Raw genomic sequence first — 25,226 nt, 5'->3', positions numbered from 1 at the left:
TTTATGATTACAGTATTTCTTCCAGTTCGTAAAATAGATGTTAATATTCCTTATAAAATGACATTTCATCGGGTCATTTAGCTACTGCTTCGTTTATATTTTTGTATCTTCGCGACTCATTGTTGAATAATTAAATACATATCAAATGGCTGCAATAGACAGTTTTAACTTCGCAGGAAAAAAGGCTATCATTCGCGTTGATTTCAATGTGCCTTTAAATGATAAATTTGAAATTACCGATGATACGCGTATTCGCGCGGCGGTACCAACTATCAAAAAAGTATTGGCCGATGGCGGTGCTGTTATATTAATGTCTCACCTTGGTCGTCCTAAGGGAGAAGCTAAACCAGAATTTTCTTTAAAGCATATTGTAGCTCATTTATCTTCAACATTGGGAGTTGATGTTAAGTTTGCGCCTGATTGTGTTGGTGAAGAGGTGAAAGCTTTGGCCAGTGAATTAAAGGGTGGCGAAGTAATGTTACTTGAAAACCTACGTTTCCACAATGAAGAAACAAAAGGTGATGAAGGTTTTGCAAAGCAATTAGCTGAATTGGCTGATGTATATGTGAACGATGCCTTTGGTACTGCTCACCGTGCACATGCTTCTACAACTATCATTGCTCAGTTTATGGAGCAAAAGATGGCTGGTTACTTATTGGACAAAGAGATTAAATTCTTAGGTGATACTGTTGAGAATGCAGAAAAGCCATTTGTTGCCATTGTAGGTGGTGCTAAGGTTTCTGGTAAACTAGAAGTGCTTAAAACATTAATCAAGAAAGTCGATACAATCTTGATTGGTGGTGGTATGGCTTATACTTTCTTAAAAGCCCAAGGCCATAATATTGGAAACTCTTTGGTTGAAGACGATTTGGTTGATACAGCTAAGCAGATTCTAATTGATGCTAAAGCTAATGGTGTAAACTTCATGTTGCCGACTGATAATTTAGCTGCTGACAATTTTGCAAACGATGCTGATATTGTAACTGTAGGATGTGATATTCCTGAAGGTCGTATGGCTTTGGATGTTGGCCCTGAAACGGCTAAGGCTTATGCTGCTGAGATTGCAAGTGCTAAAACAGTTGTTTGGAACGGCCCAATGGGATGTTTCGAAATGCCTAACTTCTCAAATGGGACATTTACTGTATGTCAAGCTGTAGCTGATTCTTCTGCTGTTTCTATCATTGGTGGTGGTGATTCTGTTGCTGCAGTTAATCAAAGTGGTTTAGCTGATAAGATGAGTCACATCTCAACAGGAGGTGGTGCATCGCTTGAATTCCTTGAAGGAAAAGAATTACCAGGAGTAAAAGCCATTCGTGGTTAATACTTGTAGATAATATAACCAAGTTAGCTTGGTGAAAATGGCCTGTTACAATTTGTAGCAGGCTTTTTTTATGAAAGGATGACATCTTTATGCAAATAAATAATGAAAGATGTCATCCATACTTTTATTAGTCCTTGTATCTTTGAGGTCTAAAACAGAATAGATGACATTTTTGTATAATATAGGTATCGCTTTATATTCTTTTTTAATAACATTGGTTTCGCCATTTAACCAAAAGGCAAAATTGTTGCGTGCTGGACGAAAGGATACCTGGAGACGTTTAAAGGACTTATCTCTTGATGGACATGTGGTGTGGATTCATGCAGCTAGTTTGGGAGAGTTTGAGCAGGGGCGTCCGGTAATTGAGGCCATTAAGAAAAAGCATCCAGATTATAAAGTGGTGTTGACCTTCTTTTCGCCATCGGGTTTCGAGGTTCGTAAGAATTATGATTTAGCGGATCATGTTTTTTATCTGCCTGCTGATACAAAAAGTAATGCTAAGCGTTTTATTGACGCCATTAAACCAAAACAAGTATTCTTTATCAAGTATGAATTCTGGTATCATTACCTAGCGGCATTGAAGTCAAATGAAATCCCTGTTTATGGCGTTTCAATGATTTTTCGTGAGCAGCAAGCCTTCTTTAAGTCTTATGGAGCTTGGTTTCGACGCATGTTGAATGTATTTACAAAGTTTTATGTGCAAGATGAAACGTCGGGGAGTTTATTAGAGGATATTGAAGTTACTAACTACAGTGTTGTGGGCGATACGCGTTTTGATCGGGTTAGGGATATTGCACGTGCTTCGGAAGAGGTAGAGTTGGTCAATCGTTTTGTTGGCGATTCAAACAAGGTGATTGTAGCGGGAAGTACCTGGGCACCCGATGAGGATATTCTAATTGACTATATTCAGACTATTGGCAAGGATGTTAAATTGATTATAGCGCCGCACGAGATTCATGAGGAACACATACGTCAGATTGAATCTAAGTTAAAAGTGTCTTCGTTTCGGTATACACAAGCTCCTGATAATCCTAGTGACCATCAGGTAATGATAGTGGATACAATCGGAATGTTGTCAAGTATCTATAAATATGGCCAAGTTGCCTACATCGGTGGAGGCTTTGGTAAGGGCATTCATAATACGCTTGAAGCGGCCACCTATAATATGCCTGTGTTTTTTGGGCCAAACCATAAGCGATTTAAGGAGGCTTGTGATTTAATTGAAGTTGGAGCTGGATTTGTTGTTAATAATGCAATGGGATTTAATAATAAGCTTGAGGGCCTTTGGGATGATGATAATGAATTGCATAAGGTGTCGGATTTGGCGGGTAAGTACGTTAATAAAATGTGTGGCGCTACAAAAGTTATAATGGAGGAGATTTTCGTTTAAAACTTCTCTTCAAAAATAAAATATGTTGACCGAGTTAGGATTTCTGACTCGGTTTTTCTTTGACATTATTTTGTGTTGTTAATAAGTTTCCAAAAAATGGATAAGCTTTGTTTAATTTCAACATTATTTCGGTATTCTTTTGCGCCAAAAGTGACTGAACTGTGTGAGAATAAGGGCTGGAAATATATCCAATAGTTTAACTATTTTTATTTCTGGTTGTTTATAAAAATATCGTTTTGGGAAACTTTTAGGGTTTTGAAAAATCATAATCAAATCAAGATCAACACTTAAGGGTTTAAAAACGGACAACTTTTGCATGTTGTTGATAAGTATTGTTTGCCGAAAAGGTACACCTTTTCTATCTTGCAGTCACACAAAAAGAACAATCCTTTACTAGTAATATACAATTTATCAACGTCTTAAATTTTTGAGGAAGCATGGCAGTGAAAGAGATCGACCCGAAAACCGAAGTTATGAGAAAAACCTACACAAACGACGAAGCATTTAATTCATCATTGGAGTATTTTCAAGGAGATGAATTGGCAGCGCGCGTTTGGGTTAATAAATATGGATTGAAAGATTCAGATGGACATTTATACGAACTGAATCCGGATGAAATGCATTGGCGTTTGGCCAGAGAGATCTCTCGTATTGAAGAGAAATATCCAAATCCCATGTCTGCTGATAAAATTTATGGCTTATTAAAGAATTTTAAATACATCGTTCCTCAGGGAGGTCCAATGTCTGGTATTGGAAATGATTTTCAGGTTGCTTCCTTATCTAACTGTTTTGTGATTGGCGATGATGGGCCATCTGATTCTTATGGTGGTATCATGAAGGTAGATCAGGAGCAAGTGCAATTGATGAAGCGTCGTGGTGGTGTTGGTCATGATTTATCACACATACGCCCTAAGGGATCACCGGTTAAGAATTCAGCATTAACTTCTACGGGTATTGTTCCGTTTATGGAGCGTTTCAGTAATTCAACTCGCGAAGTAGCCCAGGATGGTCGACGTGGCGCTTTAATGTTGAGTGTTTCTGTTAAGCATCCCGATTCAGAGTCGTTTATTGATGCCAAGATGGAGCAGGGTAAAGTGACTGGTGCTAATGTATCGGTTAAGATGGACGATGCGTTTATGCAATCTGTGGTGGATGGTGAAAAGTACACACAGTACTATCCAGTAGATTCAAAAAAACCTACCTATACTAAAGATATTGATGCAACTGCCCTATGGCAAAAGGTTGTTCATAATGCCTGGAAATCTGCTGAGCCAGGTATCTTGTTTTGGGATACTATTATTCGTGAGTCGGTACCTGATTGTTATGCCGACTTAGGTTATCGTACTGTATCAACTAATCCGTGTGGTGAGATTCCATTATGTCCTTACGATAGCTGTCGTTTGATTGCCGTTAACTTATATTCATATGTTGAGAATCCATTTACCGATAAGGCAAAATTCAATTTCGACTTATTTAAGGAGCACGTAGGTTATGCTCAGCGCATGATGGATGATATTATTGATCTTGAATTAGAAAAGATTGATGGCATCTTAAATAAAATAAAGTCAGACCCTGAAAGCCAAACGGTAAAACGTGTTGAGCGTGAATTATGGGAGAATATCCGCCAAAAAGCTAATGAAGGCCGACGCACAGGTGTTGGTATTACAGCTGAGGGTGATATGTTAGCCGCTCTTAATTTGCAATATGGTTGTGATGCTGCCGTTGATTTCTCTATAGAAGTGCATAAGTCTTTGGCCTTAGCTGCCTATCGTTCATCGGTTGATATGGCTAAGGATAGAGGAGCGTTCCCAATCTTTGATTTTGAGAAAGAGAAAAACAATCCTTTTGTTAATCGTTTATTTGCAGAAGACAAAGCGCTTGAGGCGGATATGAAGCAGTATGGTCGTCGTAATATTGCGGCTTTGACCATTGCACCAACCGGAACAACCAGTTTAATGACGCAGACAACTTCGGGTATTGAGCCAGTGTTTATGCCGGTATATAAGCGTCGTCGTAAAGTTAATCCTAACGATCCTGAGATACGCGTTGATTTTATTGATGAGGTAGGTGATAGTTGGGAAGAGTATGTTGTTTTCCATCACAAATTTGTGACCTGGATGCAAGTGAAAGGTTATGATGTAACTAAAAATTATACACAGGAAGAGTTAGATGTATTGGTTGCTGAATCACCATATTACAAAGCAACATCAAACGATGTAAATTGGTTGAATAAAGTACGTATGCAAGGTGAGGTGCAGAAATGGGTTGATCACTCAATTAGTGTAACCATTAACTTGCCTGCAGATGCTACTGAAGAGTTGGTTGGTAAATTATACGTTGAAGCTTGGAAGAGTGGATGTAAAGGTGTAACTGTTTATCGCGATGGTAGTCGTGCCGGTGTATTAATTTCTAATTCAGAGAAAAAAGAAGAAAGTACTGGTAAGTTTCCTAAAAAACGTCCGACAGAATTGGATGCTGATGTGGTACGTTTTCAAAATAACAAGGAGAAGTGGATTGCCTTTGTCGGTTTAATTGATGGAAAACCGTACGAGGTATTTACAGGATTAGCCGATGATGAGGATGGTATATTATTGCCAAAATCTATTCAGTCAGGTAAGATTATTAAAAATCGTGATGAGGACGGAACATCGAGGTATGATTTCCAATTCAGTAATAAACGTGGCTATAAAACCACCATTGAAGGACTGTCGCATAAGTTTGATAAGGAATATTGGAACTATGCCAAGTTGATTTCTGGTGTATTACGCCATAGTATGCCTATCGATGATATCTTGGATCTTGTAGCGGGCTTACAATTAGATAGCGAGTCTATCAATACCTGGAAAAATGGTGTTGAACGAGCTCTTAAGAAATATATTCCGGACGGAACTGTTGCTAAAAAAGGAAAATGTGAAAACTGTAACTCTGATGAGCTAACCTATCAAGAAGGTTGCTTAATCTGTAAGAGTTGTGGTTCATCAAAATGTGGTTAATTATCTGCCAAATATTTTAACTAATAAAAAGAGGTATCCGATGGGTGCCTCTTTTTTCTTTATATGCGGATGACATCTTTCTATTGATTATTAATGAAAGATGTCATCCGTATTTTATATACAGGCATTTACTATATTTGCAAAAAAAACACGATATGACAGCTCGAAAAGTAAGGGTGCGCTTTGCACCAAGTCCTACCGGACCGTTGCACATTGGTGGTGTACGTACAGCCTTGTTTAATTACCTCTTTGCCAAGAAGCATGGTGGTGATTTTATTTTACGAATTGAAGATACCGATTCTACGCGTTTTGTAGAAGGAGCCGAAGAGTATGTGAACGATAGTTTGGCTTGGCTGGGAATGGCCGTTGATGAGGGTGTGAAAGAAGGTGGTGAGTTTGGTCCTTACAAGCAAAGTGAGCGAAAAGATATTTATAAGAAGTATGCCGATGAGTTAATTGAAAGCGGATGGGCTTATTATGCCTTTGATACTCCAGCAGAACTGGATGCTTTGCGTGCCACGGCTGAGGCTGAAAAACGCAACTTTGCCTATGATATGCATAACCGCATGCAACTGAAAAATTCATTGTCGTTAAGCGATGATGAGGTGAAGCAGCGAATGGATGCTGGCGAACCTTGGGTAATTCGTTTTAAAATGCCTGAGAATACGGATGTTCAAACCAATGACATGGTGCGCGGATCTGTTACTTTTAATACCAATACGCTTGATGATAAGGTGATTTTTAAAAGTGCGGATCAATTACCGACTTACCACTTGGCCAATATTGTTGATGACCACTTGATGGAAATTAGTCATGTGATTCGTGGTGAAGAGTGGTTGCCATCGGTACCTTTACACATCATGCTATACAAGGCATTGAAGTGGGAAGATACCATGCCGACATTTGCCCATTTACCTCTAATATTAAAGCCAACCGGAAAAGGAAAACTTTCGAAGCGTGATGGAGATAAAGGTGGTTTCCCTGTGTTTCCATTGAACTGGCAACTGGAAGATGGTGTAGCTGCAGGTTATAAAGAAAGTGGATACTTCCCCGAAGCGGTGAATAATCTACTAGCTCTGTTGGGCTGGAATCCTGGTACCGAACAAGAGTTGTTTTCAATCGATGAATTGGTTGAGAGTTTCAGTATAGAACGCGTGAATAAGTCAGGTGCTCGTTTTGATCCGGATAAGGCCAAGTGGTTTAATCAGCAGCATTTAATGCGTAAGGACAATGAAGAATTATCCTTATTATTTAACGATGAGTTGAACGAGCGTGGTGTTGTTGCTGATATTAGCTTTGTAGAGCAGATTGTTGCGATGGTTAAGGAGCGTGTTAATTTCGTGTCGGAACTATGGGAGCAGTCATTTTTCTTCTTTGAAGCACCAAGTGAGTATGATCCTAAGGTGGTTAAGAAACGTTGGAAGGGCGATGTTCCTGCTTTTATGGGTGATTTGGTGACTGAACTTGAAAAAGTGGACAACTGGGTGGCTGATGATATTAAGGCTGTTATTGCGGCTCAAATCGAAGCAAAAGGTTTAGGCTTCGGTTTGGTGATGAATGCATTTCGTTTAGCTCTTGTGGGAGGTGGTTTTGGTCCTGATTTAATGGTAATAGCCGAAATGCTAGGTAAAGATGAAACTATTTCGAGAGTAAAAGCAGCTGTAGAGAATATTGGATAGATTAAAAATGATAAGGAACGGTTCTTTATAGCAAGTCGTTTATAGAGAACCGTTCCCTTGCAAATAAAAAATAATCCCGCTCCAAGTTTTTTGGTAGCGGGATTATTTTTTCAATTAACAATTAACAATTAATCATTGATAATTAACCATTAGCTATTATTTTTTCTTCTTGCTCCAACTGTCTTTAAGAGTTACCGTGCGGTTGAAAATCACATCATCTTCTTTGGAGGCCTTATCGATGCAGAAATAACCCAAGCGTTGGAATTGGAATCGTTGTATACCATCCGCAAATTTTGAGTTGGCATCCATGTAATTCGGCTCAATAAAACAGGTATTAACAACTGATAAAGAATCAGGATTTAATAACTCAAGAAAATCTTTTTCCTTATTAGCATCAGGCGCCTCATCCATGAATAGGCGATCGTATTGTTTCACCTGAACCTGTTTGCTGTGTTCGATGCTTACCCAATGCAAGGTGCCTTTTACCTTACGCTTACTGCCTTCCATACCACTCTTTGTATCAGGATCGTAAGTGCAGTAAATTTCAGTTATTTCACCGTTTTCATCCTTTTTGATGTCTTCGCATTTTACGATGTAAGCGTTCTTTAGGCGCACTTCTCGACCAACATCCATGCGGAAAAACTTGCGAGGTGCATTTTCCATGAAGTCATCACGCTCAATGTAAATCTCACGGCTAAATGGCAAAGTGCGCGATCCCATTGTTTCATCTTCCGGATTATTGATGGCTTCCATCCATTCTACTTCACCTTCTGGGAAGTTGGTGATTATAACCTTAACCGGATTAAGAACCGCATAAACACGCGGTGCACGTTTGTTAAGGTCTTCGCGAATGCAATGCTCCAAAAGAGCAACGTCTATAATGTTTTCACGTTTGGCAATACCTATTTCATCTGCAAAGCGACGAATAGATTCGGGCGTATATCCTCTACGGCGTAAGCCAGAAACCGTTGGCATGCGTGGATCATCCCAGCCAGCAACGTAATTTTCATTCACCAATTGAAGCAGCTTACGCTTACTCATAACGGTGTAGTTAAGGTTTAAGCGTGCGAATTCAATCTGACGAGGTGTCGCAACCGGACGCTCCGGTAATTCATCAAGAATAGCGTTTAAGAACCATTCGTATAATGGACGATGAACTTCAAATTCCAAGGTGCATATCGAATGTGTAATGCCTTCAATAAAGTCCCCTTGTCCGTGCGCATAGTCATACATAGGGTAGATACACCAATCGTTGCCCGTACGGTGATGATTTGCATGAATAATACGGTACATTAGCGGATCGCGCATGTGCATGTTGGATGAGGCCATATCGATTTTGGCACGTAATACACATTCACCATTCTGAAATTCACCCTTGCGCATACGCTCGAACAAATCCAGGTTTTCTTCAACACTTCTGTTTCTAAATGGGCTTTCTGTGCCAGGAACAGTTGGAGTTCCTTTTTGTGAAGCAATTATTTCAGCACTCTGATCATCAACATAGGCTTTACCTTTTTTAATCAAGATAACAGCCCAGTCGTATAATTGCTCGAAATAATCAGATGTAAATTTTGGCTCATCATTCCATTCAAAACCTAACCAATTAACATCTTCCTTAATTGAATCTACATATTCAGTATCTTCTTTGGTAGGGTTGGTGTCATCAAAACGAAGGTTAGTACCTCCTTTATAATATTTTCCCAAACCAAAATTCAGACATATCGATTTGGCGTGTCCGATATGCAAATAGCCATTTGGCTCTGGCGGAAAACGCGTAAGTACAGCGCCTCCATTTTTATTTTCGTTTAAGTCGCTATCAATTTCCTGATGAATAAAATTTGTCTTGATCGTATCGTTCGGCTCCATCTGTATAATATTCAAGTATGTTCAATTTGAGAGTGCTGTCTGCAAGCACGAAGCACAAAAGTAATTGTTTTTAAGCTTAAATTTCTGCTCAATTGCGTATAAAAGATTATTTTCGGCAAAAAATTAAGCATATGAAGGAAGAAAAGTTACTTGGACTGATCGAATTGGAGGAGATGGAGTTTTATGCTTACCACGGATGTTTTGAAGAGGAGCAGGTGGTTGGTAACCGTTTTTTGGTAAATGTGAGTCTCGAAACAGAGTGTGCTAAGGCTACTCAAACAGACGATATACAGGATGCTTTGAATTATGTGGCTGTTTATGAATTGGTGAAAGAGCAGATAATGCAGAATTCGCACTTATTGGAACATTTAACAAAGCGGATGATTGATAGTATTATGGCTAAATTTCCGTATATCATTAAGCTTAAGGTGAAGGTATCGAAGATGAATCCTCCAATGGGCGGGCAAATGCGCTGTGTTAGTGTTACTTTAACTAATTAAGATGGGAAAGTCTGGGGTTAAAGATAAAGTCTGTCCCAAGTGTCAGGCTAAGTTTCAATGTTATGCTAACACTGATCAAGCTTGTTGGTGCTACAGTTTTGAAGTAAGTAAAGAAACCTTTAAGTTATTGTCTGATAAATACAAGGATTGCTTGTGTCCTTCCTGTCTGCCAAAATACGCTAAAAAGAAAGATTAAAAGTTGTAGGGGAATAAAATTATTACTTATATTTGCACCCCGAAAACAATGGTTCCTTGGCCGAGTGGCTAGGCACTGGTCTGCAAAACCAGGTACGGCGGTTCGAGTCCGCCAGGAACCTCTGCTTTAAATGGTAAAAGGATGATTTTCAGTAAGATGGAAATCATCCTTTTTATGTAGGGACACATATGTGATACGTTTGGTTAAAGTGTTGTTGTGGTTAAGTAAGGTTGGGAAACAATTTGTATAGTATAGACATGGACGGGAGAGAAAGAAAAAACATTAAGAAAGGAACTAAGGTAGCTATTCTTCAGAAGCAAGATGAGCGCTCAGGAACTTTAACTCATGGGGTTGTTCTTGACGTATTAGAGGATGTTGCATTTCAACTTAAAGGGATTGAGTGTCGATTGAAGACCGGACAAGTGGGAAGAGTGAAGATGATTAAGCTGTAATAGTTTAAAAGGAAATTTATTGGCTCCTAATCTCTATTGTTGAGGTTAGGAGCTTTTTTTTAGATTATTCGTTACTGTTTAGAAATTGACAACTTATTCATTCAGAATTGTGTTTAGTAACATTTTTAAACCTGACATTGATCAATTTATGAGCTAGAATTAAGCAATATTTTTGCAGCAAAATATTGAAAGAATAGTTCAGCTTAAATTATGTTGCAAAATACAGGCTCAGCTCTCAGCAATAACAGAAAGGTGCATGCCATCTTTTTTAGTCCGGCTCGCTCAACAAAGAAGATTGTTGAAGCAATTGCAAGTGGTATCTCTGATGAGTTTATTATTCATGATATTACACAAGGATTACATAAAACCATTGAGCTGAAGGCAGATGATATAGCTGTAGTTGGGGTGCCTGCATTCTCGGGTAAAGTGCCTCCTATTGCCGCTCAGTTAATTTCTAAAATAAAAGGTCAGGGAGCGCGAGCGATAGTGGCTTGCGCTTACGGTAACTGCCATTACGAAGATACCTTAAGTGAGCTAAGTAATATCTGTGTTAAAGCAGGATTTGTGCCCATTAGTTCAGGAGCTTTTGTATCGCGTCATTCCATGTTTCCAGAGTTAGGAAAGGGACGTCCTGATGAAAATGATTTGGCCAAGGCAAGAACGTTTGGCAAACAGAGTGTAAAGCATTCACGCATTACCTTAAAAGGTGAGCTAGACACTGATATCATTCCCTCCAATCGCCCTAAAGGTGTGGTGCCAGCCGTTGTTAAGTCTACATCTGATTGTAATTTCTGCAATATTTGTACGCGCTCGTGCCCAACAGGGGCCATTAGTCGTGATAACCCAAAGAAAACGGATAAGAAGAAATGCATTGCATGTGCCCGCTGCATAGAAATGTGTCCTTATGAAGCCCGTAAGTTTAAAGGTTTGATGTATCAGATTACCAAGAAACGTTTTGTTGAAAAACATCAATCGCGTAAGGAAAATGAGATTAATTTACCTTTGTAAATGCTGTTTTTTTAAAGTTTCTAATCAGGGCAGAGACCTTGTCGGCTAAGATTTAACGATTGCGAATTCTATCGCGATTCGCGCTTAATAAAAGGTTTACAAAAAGAGTTGAAAATATATCATCCATTGAAATAATGTGCTTTGATATAGAAAAAAGTTAACTTTGTACAATGACAAGGATGATGCAAGACATATTAAAACTCAGTGTTTCAGAACGTATATTAATGGTAGAAGCCATTTGGGATAGTATTGCAGAAGACGATGAAAAGCTTGAATTATCTGATGAAGTAACAGAGCTTCTAGATACTCGAATAGAAGCACATAAAAATAATCCAAGTGAAGGATCCAGTTGGGCCGATGTAAAAGCGAGAGTTAAAAAGCAGTTCTAATGTATGAGCTCATCATCAAGCCATTTGCTGAAGAAGATATAAAAGATGCAGCAAATTGGTACAATGGAAAAAGAGAAGGATTAGGGAATGAGTTTTTACTTGCATTGGAGGCCACTATAAATGCAATACAGCGAAATCCAAATAATTATCAGGTTGTTTATAAAGGTTTGAAGAGAGCTTTAACGGTTCGTTTTCCTTATGGAATATTTTTCACGGTGGAAAAAGATACCATATATGTTTTGGCAATCATGCATACAAGTCGGAGTCCAAAAATCTGGAAGAAAAGGAAATAACACCGCTTGGTGAAGGTGGGCAACTTCGTCGTTTGTAAAAGGTGGCCTAAAACGTAGCGACTGCGATTGCTATCACGTGCTAGGCTTAACGGGTTTTATAGTTAAAACTCTGATTTACAACTGAAGCTCATTTCAGCTAATGTTTCAGGATGAATAAAACTTATTTCTTCGGCATGCAATAGCAATCGTTCTGCTTTAAGTCCATATAATTCGTCACCAACAATAGGCGTGTTTAGTCCGAGCGGGTGAGCCGCATGTACACGCAATTGGTGAGTGCGGCCTGTGATGGGATAGAAGTGCACTAAAGTTTGTGTTTTAGTTCGCTCAATCACTTCCCACTTGGTGAGGGCCGGTTTGCCATATTCCCTACAAACTAATTGGCGTGGTCGATCATTTAAATCAACACGAAGCGGCAATTCAATAGTTCCTGAATTTTCTTTAATTAACCCATCTAATAGTGCCACATATCTTTTCTGGATGGTTTTATCAAGAAACTGTTTCTGTAGGTTTTCATGTGCAGCTTTTGTTTTGGCAAGAATCATTATGCCCGAAGTAGCCATGTCGAGACGGTGTACAACAAGTGGACCAGTGGCTTTAGGATAAAGCGCTTTTGCTTGTGTGAATACCGACTCAGCTTCTTCTTTGCCTGGAATGGATAATAAGCCGGCTGGTTTGTTGATGATGGCAATGGCATCATCTTCATAGAGTATTTCTATGGATAAAGTTTTGCCTTTTTGTTTTGAAGTTTCAATGTTCAATCCCGTTAGCATATGGCCGAGTATGGGTTCGCACTTACTTTTGCAGGCAGGATAGAAATAAGCATGTTTCCGAATTTCTTTTTTGGGAGATGGTCCCCACCAAAATTCTGCCATGGCCAATGGCTTCAGTTGATGTTGAAAGGCATATTGTAATAATTTAGGAGCACAGCAGTCGCCTGCTCCAGCTGGAGGTACATTCGCATCTGTCTGGCTAAAGATAGTACTGGCACTTTTTACATCTCCCTCACGGTTTAAAAAAAGGTAACTGTCGAATAGGCGCTTTTGAAGCTGAGCTGATTTTGTTTTGCGTAAACTTTTTAATTCACTTATTTTCCGAACATATGCGTGCAACTTATATTGTTTCTCTTCGATGTTCTTTTTGTGTTCTTTTTTAAGCTTATTAAAATTACTTTTCTCGGTCTGACTTTCTTTGATGAGTTGATTCAGGAGCTCTTCTTGATCTGCTTCTTTTTCGATCTCGATTCGTTTTATCTGTCTTTTCTTTTTTGAAGTGGCAAGGGCTATTTTACTTGTTTTAATCGCATCATCAGCTTTGTCTTTTGCAGTGTTTAATTCACAAATGAGTTGTTGCAACAAGGGAGAGTTTTCAGCTTCGAAAATTAAGTGATTAATCTTATTTAATTCAGCTTCTCCTTTCCGGAAAAACCCATCGGGATTTGTAATTTCAAACACTTGAGGAACAAAAGGAATGCTTGTGCATGAGTTTTGCTCATTGCCCGAATAGGCGGCAAGAAAGCCTATTTTGCCATCGTTATCTTCAATAATTAAAACGCCATACATCTTTCCTTTGATGTGGGAATCCTGAATCAGGAGATCTGATTGTATTTGTTTAGCTGCAAGTACGCACAGCGGATGAGGTGTGTAATTGAATGGGTTGGTAAAGTGCTCAGGTAGGATTACCGAGTCTATATTATTCTTAAATTCAATTAAACATTGCATTTTAATAAATTACAATAGATGCTTTGAATTGAAATTAGCTATTTCAATTCAAAGCTTGTAGTACCAATATTAAAACCATCGGCAAATAAATCGGCTTCATAGGTTCCAGATAGCAATTCGCCTTCCTCGGCATTATAGAATACACAAACATCTAATTCTTCACCGCCATATTCAATTACGCGACTGGCAGAAAAGTTGATCTCTTCACCTTCGTACTCGAATAAATCACTAATTGATTGTACCAATAAGGTATTGTCAGGTCGCATTAAGCGTAGGTAAATATTTTTCTCGCCAATGGAGGATGTAATGTTTTTTTGAATGGTGAAGCAAACTTTTATTTTGGAAACATTGCGAGCCTTCTTGGTTGCCCGGTTCTTCTTATTGAGCCCCTCAACCTCGTAGTTCATAGTTTCGAGCTGTGAGGCAATTTCAATTTTTTCTACCAATTGTTCCTTCTGCTTTTCCAGCTCTTTAAATGAGTCTTGAATATTGTCGTAGCGTTTGCGGTATTTTTTATTCTCGGCAGTTAATTCTTGGTTACGTTGGTTTAGCGAATCAATCTGCACAACAAAATTGCGCATCACATTACGAAGCGAACTAAGTTCTTTTTTGTACTCCCTAATTTTAGATGAATTGGTTGCCTTAACTGTTTTTATTTCTTCGATCAGATGCGAAATCTTTTCACGCTCTTGCTCAAGCATTAAGTTAAGCGTATCGTTCGATGAATTTAATGAGTCATAATCCAAGGCAAGTATTTGAAACTCCTCTGTTAGTAATACTTTCTCCTCATTTAATTCTTCAACCACAGCTTGGTATTCACTGCGATTACTAAAATACATATAAGTGATGGCTGCAATTATTACAATGGCAATACCAGATATGATGTAAACAAGTTTACTGTTTGATGACTTGCTTGTTGCTTCTTCCATAATAAAGTTAAAGTAGGTGTTTTATCTACGAACGCAAAGTTATCATTTTTTAGTTTGCTTACAATTGGAAAATTTACCAGATATTTCACTTTAAACTTTCACTTCTTGATGCTGAAAAGAAGTGTGCTATGTATATTTAGGGTCTTAAATTTTATTCTTTTAAATTTGCCAAAAATAAACGGATCGGTTTTGAAAAATAAATTATATCAAATAGGTGTCTTTGTTGGGATTTTTCTCATGATGTATTCGTGTGCCAATGTTGGAATGCCTACCGGTGGTGAAAAAGATGAGTTGCCGCCTGTGGTTGTTAAATCAACGCCTCGCGCTAATGCTTTGAATTATCAGAAAAACGAAGTTAGTATTGAATTTGATGAGCTGATAAAGCTTAATAATGTTCGGGAGAAGTTTGTTGTTTCGCCGCCCATGAATGAAGCGCCAACTGTTGAAGCCAGAGGAAATCGTTTGGAGGTAATCTTTAACGAAGACCTTCAGCCCAATGCAACCTATACACTTGATTTTGCCGATGCTATTGAGGACAATAATGAAAGTAATGTTTTGGAATCGTATAGTTTCTCCTTTTCAACCGGCGAATTCATTGATTCTTTACAAATATCTGGTAATGTATGGGAAGCTATGGATTTGGCTCCTTCCGAAGGGGTGTTTGTTCTTCTACATGAAAACTTAAATGATACTGCTGTTCAAACCTTGGTACCTATCCGTTTGGCAAAAACAAATTCGGTGGGCCAATTTACGCTCAAAAATATTCGTCCTGGTCAATACCGATTGTATGCGCTGGATGATGCCAATCGTAATTATAAGTTTGACCAGCCTGGCGAAATTATGGGATGGTCTGATATTGTTGTTGAGCCATCGTATGAGTACCGCGAATTTGTTGATACCATTCACATTGATTCGCTCGAAACGGATTCTTTACATTATCGTACTGAATTGGTTTATATTCCAGATAGTGTTGAGTTGTTTGTATTTCAGCATGATTATAAGAACCAGTACCTGCTAAGTGAGGAGCGAAAAGAAGCAGCAAAATTAACTTACTTCTTTAATCGACCTTTGGAAGAAGACGCTAAAATAAGTTTCACCGGGCAAGATGAGCTGGAAGATGTTTTTATGGTGGAGCGTTCTCTTAATAACGATACGGTTACCTATTGGTTAACCGATAGTACTATTTATAAGCAAGATTCTTTATCGATTAATTTGAGCTATATCATGCGCGATTCTATGGATGTAGCTTTCGAAAAGATTGACACCATTGCCATGTATCATTTTAAGGTGGGTGAGGATGAAAAGAAGAAGAAAAAGAAGAAGAAAAAGGATGACGAACCGGAGCCAATAAAATTGCTTAAGCTAAAGGATGTGAAAAGCAAGATTGATGTTTTTGGGACATTCAATTTTTATTTAGAATCACCGGCGATTAGCTTTGATAAAAATGCTATTCAGTTTTTTAAATATAATGATACAATTCCGGAGCCGATAGATCTTGAATTGGTGCAGGATACCATGCGCATTCGCCATTATAGTGTAGATCACAGATGGGAGCCCGGAGCTAAGTATGAAATGCAAATTGATTCTGCATCTATCGTTGATATTTATGGCTTGCATAATGGGCCTGTAAATGCAACTTTTACAATTAAGTCGCTTGAGGATTATAGTACTGTTTACGTTGATGTAATAGAGCCAGCCGATAATTGGCTATTACAAGTGGTGAATAAAAATGAGCTTGTTGTGCAACAGTTGGAAATACCAAAATCAGGGAAGTTAGGTTTTCGATATTTAAATCCTGGCGATTACATGTTGCGCATTGTAGTTGATGAGAACAGAAATGGTCAATGGGATAGTGGGAATTATTATGAGGGGATTCAACCCGAGTCGATCATTTATTATCATGATAAAATTAGTTTGCGCGCCAATTGGCAGCAGGAAATTCCTGGTTGGAATCCGCATAAATTCAGTGTCGATCAGTTTTCACGTCAGTATCGTAAACCAAAGAAAAAAGAATAAGTTATGTCTGTACTGCTTAATTTTGCTATGTTTCCAACCGATAAGGGAGACAGTGTTAGTCAATATGTTAGTCAATTAATTAAGAATATTGATCAGAGTGGAGTTACCTATAAATTGAATCCTATGGGAACTACTATCGAGACTGCTACCATGGCCGAAGCACTGGCCATTGTTCAGCAAAGCTATGATATTTTAGAGCCAATATCCGATCGGGTTTATTGTTCCATTAACATTGATGCTCAAAAGAACAAAGTTGGTCGCATAACTGGAAAGATTGCTTCTATTGAGAAGAAAATTGGAACTGTAAAAAAATAAGGCCTGATTATTGCTTTAGTGGCAATGTCAAATCAAATTCTCGGAATGTTAAATCGTTTGCTAAAAATAGTTTTTAGCGCATTACTGTTGTGTGCTTCTCTTTTATCAGGCCAGGCTCAGTGTGAGGATGTTAATGAGGCTTTTCAGCATGGGGAAGTTGTTAATTATCACGCCTATTATAATTGGGGCTTCATTTGGTTGAATGCTGGTCATGTTTCTTTTACAGTTGATTCAACCAGGTACGAAGGTAAGCCGGCTTACCAGATGAAAGCACACGGAGCAACTTATAAATCATACGATAAGCTTTATCGGGTTCGCGATACTTTCGAGGTTTATACTGATACTTTATTTATTGAGCCCTTTGCTTTTAAACGCATAACAAATGAGGGGAGCAAGCATGCCAGCTACCTTTATAGATTTGATCACGAAAAGCGATTCATTTCCGCTAAGATTCAGAAAGAGGATGAGGAATTAAAGAATTTAACATTCCCCTGGAAAGCTTGTTCCTTCGACATTCTAACCATGGTTTATAAGGCACGTAACATTGATTTCTCTCTTTATTCACCCGATGAGAAAATACCAATCAGTATGGTTGTGGATGGCGAAATTCATGATATTTATATTCGTTATCTGGGAAAAGAAGTGATAAAAAATAGAGACGGGCGTAGGTTTAATTGTTTAAAATTTTCACCCTTATTAGTTGAGGGAACCATTTTTGAAAGTGGTGAGGATATGACCGTTTGGGTAACGGATGATCAAAATAGAATTCCCATAATTGTTGAAGCAAAAATACTAATTGGCTCGGTTAAGGCTGTTTTTGTGGGAGCAGAAGGTTTGCGCCATACAATGACTGCTGAAATTGAAAAGAAGTAAAGTTGTATTATTTCTTATGGAATCGTTTGTACCAATCTGCCAAAGGCGCCTCAGATATCTCAACCAAGTTTTCAAATTGCACTTTTAAATCCACTGGAGCGTTAGCAACAATAAATGATGATTGGTAATGATGTAGCATGTCAATATCATTGTAATCATTACCAATTACACTCACATCTGTATCTTCTACATTAAGCTTTTTACAAAGTTGTTTAATGCCTTCAGCCTTTGAAACCTCAGAATTAAAAAACTCCATCCATATGCTTTTACCATCGATGGGCGAAGTGGCTCTAATAATTTTAATGCCGTCCAATTTTGATTCAATGGATTTAAATTGATCCATGTCTTTTACAAAAGCTAAAGTTTGTGAGTAATCGAGCTGAGGTAGTTTTGAATTCTCAGCTTCGGCATGCGACTTATTAAAATCAATGTAGCGTTCAAAGTCAGGATGCGGATTATTATTGGTTGAATGAAAAAATAAATGATTGTCAGGTATGGGGTGGTGAATGGTGTATTCTACTTCTAGTTGGTTGAGTATATTGCTAACCTTTTGAGTTTGCTCATAACCAAGGTTTGTGCTTTGAAGTAGTTTTTGAGTTTTCCAATTGTAAATACCAGCGCCAGACGAAAATACCAAATAATCAATCGGAAAATCCTTGTCAATTACAGATAGTGCAGATTGAAATGTTCGTCCGGTTGCAATGACACGGATGGTACCTTCTTGCCCAATCTTCTTCAGAACATCAATGTCAGCATCATTAAAACCATTCTGGCGATTGTAAATGGTGCCATCCAAGTCGCAGGCAAGAAGTTGTGTCATATTCTATTTTATTTCATCAATTTGGAATGGCGTTGCCTGGTAAACATAGTGGTTCAACCAATTTGAATACAGCAAACTTGCATGACTTCGCCATAAAACCATTGGATCTTTATCCGGGTCATTGTCTGGATAATAATTGTGTGGAACAGCCATGTCGAGCCCTTTAGCTAAGTCACGTTGGTACTCTTCGTTTAAAGTTTGCGCGTCATATTCTGAGTGACCAGTAACAAATATCTGGCGCCGATCCTTTGACATCACCATGTAAACGCCAGCTTTTTCCGAAGTTGAAAGAACAACCAAGCGATCATCCTTAACTAAATCATCTAATTTAATCTCTGTGTAACGCGAGTGAGGGGCATGAAACTGATCGTTAAAACCTCTCATAAGGGGCTCATCAGGTACAGATACAGTGTGTTTAAATACACCAAACATCTTTTTATAGAGCTTGTATTTTTTGATGCCAAAGTGGTGGTACAAACCGGCTTGAGCTCCCCAGCAAATATGAAAAGTACTGGTCACATTGGTTTTGCTCCAATCCATAATCTCCGTCAGCTCATCCCAGTAATTCACTGCTTCAAAATCCAAGAGCTCTACCGGAGCACCGGTAATTATTAAGCCATCGTACTTGTTTTGTCTGACCTCACTAAATACTTTATAAAATGATATGAGGTGCTCACGAGGTGTATTTTTCGACACATGACTTGAGGTCATCAAAAAATCAACTTCTACCTGTAAAGGACTGTTTGACAAGGAGCGTAGTAGGTGAGATTCCGTAGCAATTTTCAAAGGCATCAGGTTTAATATCAATATTTTTAATGGTCTGATATCCTGGTGAACAGCTTTGGATTCTCCAATTACAAATACATTCTCCTTTTCAAGTACATCGCGAGCAGGCAATGCATCGGGAATTTTAATTGGCATGTGGTTATTTTATTCTGGTGGTTAATGTTTTGCTTTGTTATCGTTTTATTAATCCATAAAACAGGATGTTCAGAATGTTTTCTATCTGAACCTTAAAGTCATCGAAGTTATTCTGTGATTTGAATAGAGGCACTTCTAAGCCTTTTAATGCGGTTGCAAACGCTACAGCTGCCATTGGTACATTTTTAACCTGAAAAGTGTTATCAGCAGTTCCTTCCTCAAGTATTTGAATAAGTAACTTGGCTTCCTCTTTTTCTCCTTTGGTTTTTAATCTTCCAAAAAATTCATAACCTCCAAGCATGTCATCTTTAAGCGCTTTCAAATAGTTCTCAAGCTGATGTATTGTTTCCATGCGTGTGATGATGTATTCACGGAGTTTACTTTTGGCATCATTTTCTGAATCCACTACTTTATGAAGTTTTGAGAACAATAGTTCTTCCTCCATTTCTATGACGGCCTGAAATATCTCTTCCTTATTTTTGAAATAATAATAAAGTGAGCTTTTACCCTTTCGAAGCGCTTGAGCTATATCTTCCATCGTGGTTTTCTTGTAACCAAATTTGGCAAAAAGCTCTCTTGCAGCTTCAATTATCGTATTGCGCATTCCATCATTTTGTGCACCAGAAGGATATGTGTCAGTCATAATCAGTTTATTCAGTTTTATAGCTGTGCTAAAATAGGAATAGTTTTCACGAAATAAAAACGCCAAATTAAATGTTCAATATTTAACTTGGCGTTTATCGCATGTAATCAGATTGTTATGTTTTTGTCGACTTTTTTGGTCGAAACATGTTATTTCTCATCTGCCAGGGCAAAATCCAGTTGTTTACGTTCTAAGTTGGCATTGGCAATAACTATCCTCAAATTTTCACCCAACTGATAACGACGGTTGTATTTACGTCCGATCAGGCAATATTCTTTTTCATCGAAATGGTAATAGTCATCATCCAAATCACGAATAGGAATCATTCCTTCGCATTTGTTTTCAAGTATTTCAACATAAAGACCCCATTCGGTTACGCCTGAAACCACTCCATCAAATTCCTGCCCCACTTTGTCTTTCATAAACTCAACTTGCTTGTACTTAATGGATGAACGTTCGGCATTGGCTGCGCGTTGTTCCATGTCGGAGCAATGTTCGCACATTTCTTCGTATTCATCTTCGTTAACCGAACCGCCACCTTTTAAATAGCGATCGAGCAAACGGTGCACCATCATATCAGGATAACGGCGAATTGGTGAGGTAAAGTGGCTGTAGTGTTTGAAAGATAAACCATAGTGACCAATGTTATGTGTGGAATAAATGGCTTTTGCCATGGTTCGTACTGCTAAAGTTTCCACCATGTTTTGCTCACCTTTGCCTTGCACTTCTTTTAGTAAGCGGTTTAAGGAAGCATTTACAGATTCTTCACCCTTAGGCAAAGCCTCGTAACCAAAACGACGAACAAATGAAGCAAAGGCCTCGTATTTGTCAGGGTTGGGCACATCATGAATTCGATAGACAAAGGTTTTAGCTTTGGAGCGACCTCCTTTATTCATTTCTTTCTTGCCAACAAGTTCGGCTACTCGTCTGTTAGCAGATAGCATAAACTCTTCTATCAGTTTATTGGCATCTTTCGATTCTTTAAAGTAGACACCCAAAGGTTTCCCGGTTTCGTCGATGTTGAATTTCACTTCAATGCGCTCAAAACCAATGGCACCATCTCTAAAGCGCTTATCCCGAAGAAGCTTAGCAAGTCTGTCAAGCGTTAGTATCTCTTTATTTAAATCACCTTCCCCGGTTTCAATTACCTGTTGTGCTTCCTCGTATGTGAAACGTCGATCAGAATAAATTACAGTTCGGCCAACCCAACTATCGAGTATTTCGGCCTGATCGCTTATTTCAAATACAACTGAAAAACATAACTTTTCTTCGTGTGGGCGCAGCGAGCAAATGCCGTTACTTAAATGTTCGGGTAGCATAGGAACAACCCTGTCGACCAGGTAAACAGAAGTCGCTCGGTCAAAAGCTTCTTTTTCGAGTATGCTATCTTCGGTAACGTAATGCGTCACATCGGCAATGTGAACACCAACTTCCCAATTACCATTATCTAACTTTTGGATGGACAAGGCGTCGTCAAAATCTTTAGCATCGGCAGGGTCAATGGTAAAAGTGGTTACTTCCCTAAAATCGCGTCGTTTTTTGATTTCTTCGGGTGTAATGCCCGCATCCATCTTTTCAGCTGCCGCATTTACGTTTTGTGGATATTTGTAAGGCAAGTTAAATTCAGCTAAAATTGCATGCATCTCGGTTTGGTTGTCTCCAACATCACCCAGTACATCAACAATTTCACCAATTGGGTTTTTTGCTCTTTTGGGCCATTCAACAATACGTGCTATTGCCTTTTGCCCACCCTGAGCATCATTTAATTTATTTGATGGTATGAAAATGTCGTGTTGCATGACACGATCATCAACCACTAAGAATGCTAAACCTCTTGAGATTTGCATAATTCCCACGAAGGTCTCTCGTTTGCGCTTCAATATTTCAATGACTTCACCTTCTGGCTGTTTATTTCGCCTTCGTGCATTCTGAAACACCTTAACGCGATCGCCGTTGAGGGCTTTATTCATGTTGTTGCGTGGAATAAATACATCTTCTTCACTACCATCATCAGGTACCACAAAGGCTGAGCCTGAAGCAGTCATGTCAATGACACCAGTAACGGTTGAACCGCGACTCAGTAGTTTGTATTTTCCAGCAATAACTTCGGTGAGGTAACCTGACTCATGTAATTCAGTCAGTATAATTTGAACCATTTGTCGGCCACTTTTCTTTTTTACTTCGAGAAGGGCTGAAACTTGTTTGTAGTTAAAAGTACGTTTGGGCTGGTTAAAAAATAAGCCTTGTATTAATTGACGTAATTCTGTTTTTCTTGATGGATTTTTCTTTTTCTTCTTTTGTCCCATGTTCTAAATTATTTCTTGGGGTATATATGATAATATTGACAATATAAGTTTAATTGTGCTGAGTTGTGTCTGAAATTATTCTAAAAAAGCTAAAATAATCTTGATAAGTTGGTGATTTAAATGGTAAGCATAGTTTGCGTGAGGGCATAAAAAGTGAGATTTAATTACAACCTTTTAACAGTAAAAGCCGTATCATTTCATGATTTCGAATTAATTATTTCTGGTCAATGACCCTAAATAACCTGAACTTGAATGGTTAATGATATGAGATTAGTATTTGCAAGTATATTATTCCTAATGTTTTTTTCTCTTGAGGGACAGAGTTATCGTGTCTATGAAGGAGATACAATTAATGTGACGGATGCCCGAAAATTGAAGCAGGGTTTATGGATCAGTTTCGATAATGTTGGTGAAAGAATTACCGAAAAAGGAACATATCTAAACAATCGAAAGCATGGTGTTTGGGAGGCCTTTTACCCATCGGGTGCAAAAAAGCATGAAATTTCTTATAAAAAAGGCGCGGCCATTGGGCCTTCTCGTTTTTTTCAAGAAAACGGTAAAGTGTCGGAAGAAGGCTATTGGAACGTTGATCACTGGGAAGGGCCTTATAAGTTTTACCATAAGTCGGGTAAATTAGCTTACGATTGGAACTACAACGAAAAAGGAACCCGTAGTGGCGAGCAGAAATACTATCATGAAAATGGTGCTTTAAAATATAAAGGTGAGTGGGATAGTGGAAAGACGGTTGGTTCGTTAAAGATATTTAATCAGGAAGGCCAGCTCATTACCGAGCGCATATACGACGATGGTAAGTTTGCTGATAATGTGGTTCACGAACCAGTCAAGGAAGAAGCGCCTGCCAAGGAAATATCTTCATTCAATGGTACAGGCATGAGCATCGTGTACAATCTGCAAGGAAAACCTGAGCGAAAAGGATTTTTTGTAAGGGGTAAACTTTTTAATGGACAGTACTACCAGTATGATGAAAAAGGCGAACTTGTTTCGACTCAGCATTATGAGAATGGTGAACTAAAAAGAACAGAGACCGCAAAAAAATCACAATAATTTGTAATTTAGCAGCTTGTTAAAAGAGAGCTAGATTGACGAGCATGGAAAACAAATTATTTATTTACAATACTCTTTCGCGTAAAAAAGAAGAATTTCAACCGCTTAATGAAAAGCATGTTGGATTGTATGTTTGTGGGCCAACGGTATATGGTGATCCGCACTTAGGGCATACGCGTCCGGCAATTACCTTCGATATATTATTCCGTTATTTAACGCACATCGGCTATAAAGTACGATATGTGCGTAATATTACCGATGTTGGTCATCTTGAAAGTGATGGTGATGTTGGTGAAGATAAAATAGCCAAGAAGGCTCGATTGGAAGAATTGGAGCCAATGGAAGTGGTGCAGTTTTATACTGATCGTTACCACCAGTACATGGATCAGCTAAACGTTCGTAAACCTAGTATTGAGCCACGTGCCTCAGGGCATATTATTGAGCAATTACAAATTGTTGAGGATATATTGGCAAAAGGATTAGCCTACGAAAGTAATGGTTCAGTGTATTTCGATGTTGAGAAATATAACAAGGATCATAACTATGGTAGATTATCGGGGAGAAATATTGAGGATCTTTTGAGCACTACCCGCGAATTGGATGGTCAGAGTGAGAAAAAGCAAAGTTACGACTTCGCTTTGTGGAAGAAGGCTTCACCAGAACACATAATGCGATGGCCTTCGCGCTTTAGCGATGGATTTCCTGGTTGGCATTTGGAGTGTTCGGCCATGAGTGCACGTTACCTGGGAACCGAATTTGATATCCATGGTGGAGGAATGGATTTGTTATTTCCGCATCACGAGTGTGAGATTGCTCAGAGCACGGTTGCTAACGGTCACACGCCGGCACGCTACTGGATGCACAACAACATGATTACCATTAATGGACAGAAAATGGGTAAATCATTGGGTAACTTCATCAATCTGGAGCAGTTTTTTGACGGCAAGCATGAACTGTTGGAACAGGCATACAGCCCGATGACCATACGTTTCTTTATCATGCAAGCTCATTATCGCAGTACGCTTGATTTCTCTAATGAGGCTTTAAAAGCAGCTCAAAAGGGAATGGAACGCTTGCTGGAAGGATATTCAAAATTGGATAAGCTAGCTGCCGGAGAAACATCTTCCTTTGATTTACAAGAATTAAAAGAGAAGTGTTATGCTGCCATTAGTGATGATTTAAATACGCCGATATTAATTGCTCATTTATTTGAGGCTGTTAAGCAGATCAATAATATGTTGTCAGGATCAGCTTCGTTATCTGCTGATGAACTGGATCAGTTCAAAACTTTCATGAAAAATATGGTGGTTGATATACTCGGATTGCAAATGGAAAGTCAGTCGCAAGAATCGGGTAATGATGAGGTGTTGAGCCAGACAATAGAGTTGTTGCTAAATTTACGAATAGAAGCTAAGACGAATAAAGACTGGGCTACTGCTGATCGAATTCGAAACGAATTACAAGCTATGGGTGTTGTTGTGAAGGATACCAAGGATGGCTTTGAATGGGGTTTAAAATAAATCGTTTACATGC

General features: G+C 38.6%; 22 protein-coding genes and 1 tRNA gene. 16 read left to right on the top strand and 7 right to left on the bottom strand.

The features are described from left to right. The first annotated feature begins 145 nt into the window (after window positions 1-145). The 4 genes from ACRD7B_RS15775 to gltX all read left to right on the top strand — a co-directional run bounded on the left by ACRD7B_RS15775 (window position 146) and on the right by gltX (window position 7,383). Window positions 146-1,321 carry a phosphoglycerate kinase gene (locus tag ACRD7B_RS15775; RefSeq protein ID WP_430825552.1) on the top strand — a complete coding sequence of 392 codons (1,176 nt, stop codon included), beginning with the start codon at window positions 146-148 and terminating at the stop codon, window positions 1,319-1,321. Window positions 1,322-1,484: 163 nt separating this feature from the next. Further along, window positions 1,485-2,711 (top strand): 3-deoxy-D-manno-octulosonic acid transferase, encoded by a 1,227-nt coding sequence (locus ACRD7B_RS15770; protein WP_430825551.1) that lies wholly within the window; start codon window positions 1,485-1,487, stop codon window positions 2,709-2,711. Window positions 2,712-3,148: 437 nt separating this feature from the next. Beyond that, window positions 3,149-5,704, top strand: a complete 2,556-nt coding sequence (locus ACRD7B_RS15765) for an adenosylcobalamin-dependent ribonucleoside-diphosphate reductase (RefSeq protein WP_430825550.1) — start codon at window positions 3,149-3,151, stop codon at window positions 5,702-5,704. A gap of 155 nt (window positions 5,705-5,859) precedes the next feature. After that, window positions 5,860-7,383: a glutamate--tRNA ligase gene (gene gltX / locus ACRD7B_RS15760; RefSeq protein WP_430825549.1), complete on the top strand. Its 1,524-nt coding sequence runs from the start codon at window positions 5,860-5,862 to the stop codon at window positions 7,381-7,383. 156 nt (window positions 7,384-7,539) lie between these two features. On the opposite strand, the gene ACRD7B_RS15755 is transcribed toward gltX, so the two are convergent. Further along, window positions 7,540-9,249 carry a glutamine--tRNA ligase/YqeY domain fusion protein gene (locus tag ACRD7B_RS15755; protein ID WP_430825548.1) on the bottom strand — a complete coding sequence of 570 codons (1,710 nt, stop codon included), beginning with the start codon at window positions 9,247-9,249 and terminating at the stop codon, window positions 7,540-7,542. Window positions 9,250-9,380: 131 nt separating this feature from the next. On the opposite strand from ACRD7B_RS15755, the gene folB reads away from it, so the two are divergent. The 7 genes from folB (at window position 9,381) to ACRD7B_RS15720 (ending at window position 12,087) form a co-directional block, all read left to right on the top strand. Further along, window positions 9,381-9,749: a dihydroneopterin aldolase gene (gene folB / locus ACRD7B_RS15750; protein ID WP_430825547.1), complete on the top strand. Its 369-nt coding sequence runs from the start codon at window positions 9,381-9,383 to the stop codon at window positions 9,747-9,749. Window position 9,750: 1 nt separating this feature from the next. Further along, entirely contained in the window at window positions 9,751-9,945 is a 195-nt protein-coding gene (locus ACRD7B_RS15745; protein ID WP_430825546.1) for a cysteine-rich CWC family protein, read from the top strand. 50 nt (window positions 9,946-9,995) lie between these two features. Further along, window positions 9,996-10,066: transfer RNA gene (locus ACRD7B_RS15740), tRNA-Cys, on the top strand. Window positions 10,067-10,202: 136 nt separating this feature from the next. Further along, window positions 10,203-10,397, top strand: a complete 195-nt coding sequence (locus ACRD7B_RS15735; protein WP_430825545.1) for a YwbE family protein — start codon at window positions 10,203-10,205, stop codon at window positions 10,395-10,397. A 210-nt stretch (window positions 10,398-10,607) separates the two neighbouring features. Further along, entirely contained in the window at window positions 10,608-11,405 is a 798-nt protein-coding gene (locus tag ACRD7B_RS15730; RefSeq protein ID WP_430825544.1) for a 4Fe-4S binding protein, read from the top strand. 179 nt (window positions 11,406-11,584) lie between these two features. Next, window positions 11,585-11,794, top strand: coding sequence for an addiction module protein (locus ACRD7B_RS15725; protein WP_430825543.1), 210 nt, complete (start codon window positions 11,585-11,587; stop codon window positions 11,792-11,794). Beyond that, entirely contained in the window at window positions 11,794-12,087 is a 294-nt protein-coding gene (locus ACRD7B_RS15720) for a type II toxin-antitoxin system RelE/ParE family toxin (protein WP_430825542.1), read from the top strand. The genes ACRD7B_RS15725 and ACRD7B_RS15720 overlap by 1 nt, the downstream gene beginning before the upstream one ends. A 101-nt stretch (window positions 12,088-12,188) precedes the next feature. Here ACRD7B_RS15720 and ACRD7B_RS15715 read toward each other — a convergent pair whose 3' ends face one another. Beyond that, window positions 12,189-13,805: an RluA family pseudouridine synthase gene (locus ACRD7B_RS15715; protein WP_430825541.1), complete on the bottom strand. Its 1,617-nt coding sequence runs from the start codon at window positions 13,803-13,805 to the stop codon at window positions 12,189-12,191. A gap of 38 nt (window positions 13,806-13,843) precedes the next feature. Beyond that, window positions 13,844-14,734: a hypothetical protein gene (locus ACRD7B_RS15710; RefSeq protein ID WP_430825540.1), complete on the bottom strand. Its 891-nt coding sequence runs from the start codon at window positions 14,732-14,734 to the stop codon at window positions 13,844-13,846. 189 nt (window positions 14,735-14,923) lie between these two features. Here ACRD7B_RS15710 and ACRD7B_RS15705 point away from each other — a divergent pair, with 189 nt between their 5' ends. Genes ACRD7B_RS15705 through ACRD7B_RS15695 form a run of 3 tightly spaced genes read left to right on the top strand, consistent with a single transcriptional unit; the run spans window position 14,924 to window position 17,938 of the window. Continuing rightward, the gene (locus ACRD7B_RS15705) at window positions 14,924-16,750 is read left to right on the top strand and encodes an Ig-like domain-containing protein (protein ID WP_430825539.1); all 1,827 of its coding nucleotides are present in this window, start codon (window positions 14,924-14,926) and stop codon (window positions 16,748-16,750) included. Between the two features lie 3 nt (window positions 16,751-16,753). After that, window positions 16,754-17,065: an MTH1187 family thiamine-binding protein gene (locus ACRD7B_RS15700; RefSeq protein WP_430825538.1), complete on the top strand. Its 312-nt coding sequence runs from the start codon at window positions 16,754-16,756 to the stop codon at window positions 17,063-17,065. Between the two features lie 45 nt (window positions 17,066-17,110). Then, entirely contained in the window at window positions 17,111-17,938 is an 828-nt protein-coding gene (locus ACRD7B_RS15695; RefSeq protein WP_430825537.1) for a DUF3108 domain-containing protein, read from the top strand. A gap of 7 nt (window positions 17,939-17,945) precedes the next feature. Here the strand turns inward: ACRD7B_RS15695 and ACRD7B_RS15690 are convergent, their stop codons facing one another. From ACRD7B_RS15690 to rnr, 4 genes are all read right to left on the bottom strand, one after another. Further along, a complete protein-coding gene (locus tag ACRD7B_RS15690) occupies window positions 17,946-18,758 on the bottom strand; it encodes an HAD family hydrolase (RefSeq protein WP_430825536.1) in 813 nt (270 codons plus the stop codon). A 3-nt stretch (window positions 18,759-18,761) separates the two neighbouring features. Further along, window positions 18,762-19,679, bottom strand: coding sequence for a homoserine O-acetyltransferase MetA (gene metA, locus ACRD7B_RS15685; RefSeq protein ID WP_430825535.1), 918 nt, complete (start codon window positions 19,677-19,679; stop codon window positions 18,762-18,764). A gap of 37 nt (window positions 19,680-19,716) precedes the next feature. Then, a complete protein-coding gene (locus ACRD7B_RS15680; protein WP_430825533.1) occupies window positions 19,717-20,322 on the bottom strand; it encodes a TetR/AcrR family transcriptional regulator in 606 nt (201 codons plus the stop codon). Window positions 20,323-20,471: 149 nt separating this feature from the next. Then, window positions 20,472-22,628, bottom strand: coding sequence for a ribonuclease R (gene rnr / locus ACRD7B_RS15675; RefSeq protein WP_430825532.1), 2,157 nt, complete (start codon window positions 22,626-22,628; stop codon window positions 20,472-20,474). Between the two features lie 264 nt (window positions 22,629-22,892). On the opposite strand from rnr, the gene ACRD7B_RS15670 reads away from it, so the two are divergent. Together ACRD7B_RS15670 and cysS are read left to right on the top strand one after the other, a co-directional pair. Next, entirely contained in the window at window positions 22,893-23,693 is an 801-nt protein-coding gene (locus ACRD7B_RS15670; RefSeq protein ID WP_430825531.1) for a toxin-antitoxin system YwqK family antitoxin, read from the top strand. A 44-nt stretch (window positions 23,694-23,737) separates the two neighbouring features. Further along, window positions 23,738-25,213: a cysteine--tRNA ligase gene (gene cysS / locus ACRD7B_RS15665; protein WP_430825530.1), complete on the top strand. Its 1,476-nt coding sequence runs from the start codon at window positions 23,738-23,740 to the stop codon at window positions 25,211-25,213. Window positions 25,214-25,226: the final 13 nt, after the last annotated feature.

It is taken from the genome of Carboxylicivirga fragile (assembly GCF_050589805.1).
Taxonomy (GTDB): Bacteria; Bacteroidota; Bacteroidia; order Bacteroidales; family Marinilabiliaceae; genus Carboxylicivirga; species Carboxylicivirga fragile.
This window is presented reverse-complemented; position numbering and strand designations above follow the sequence as displayed.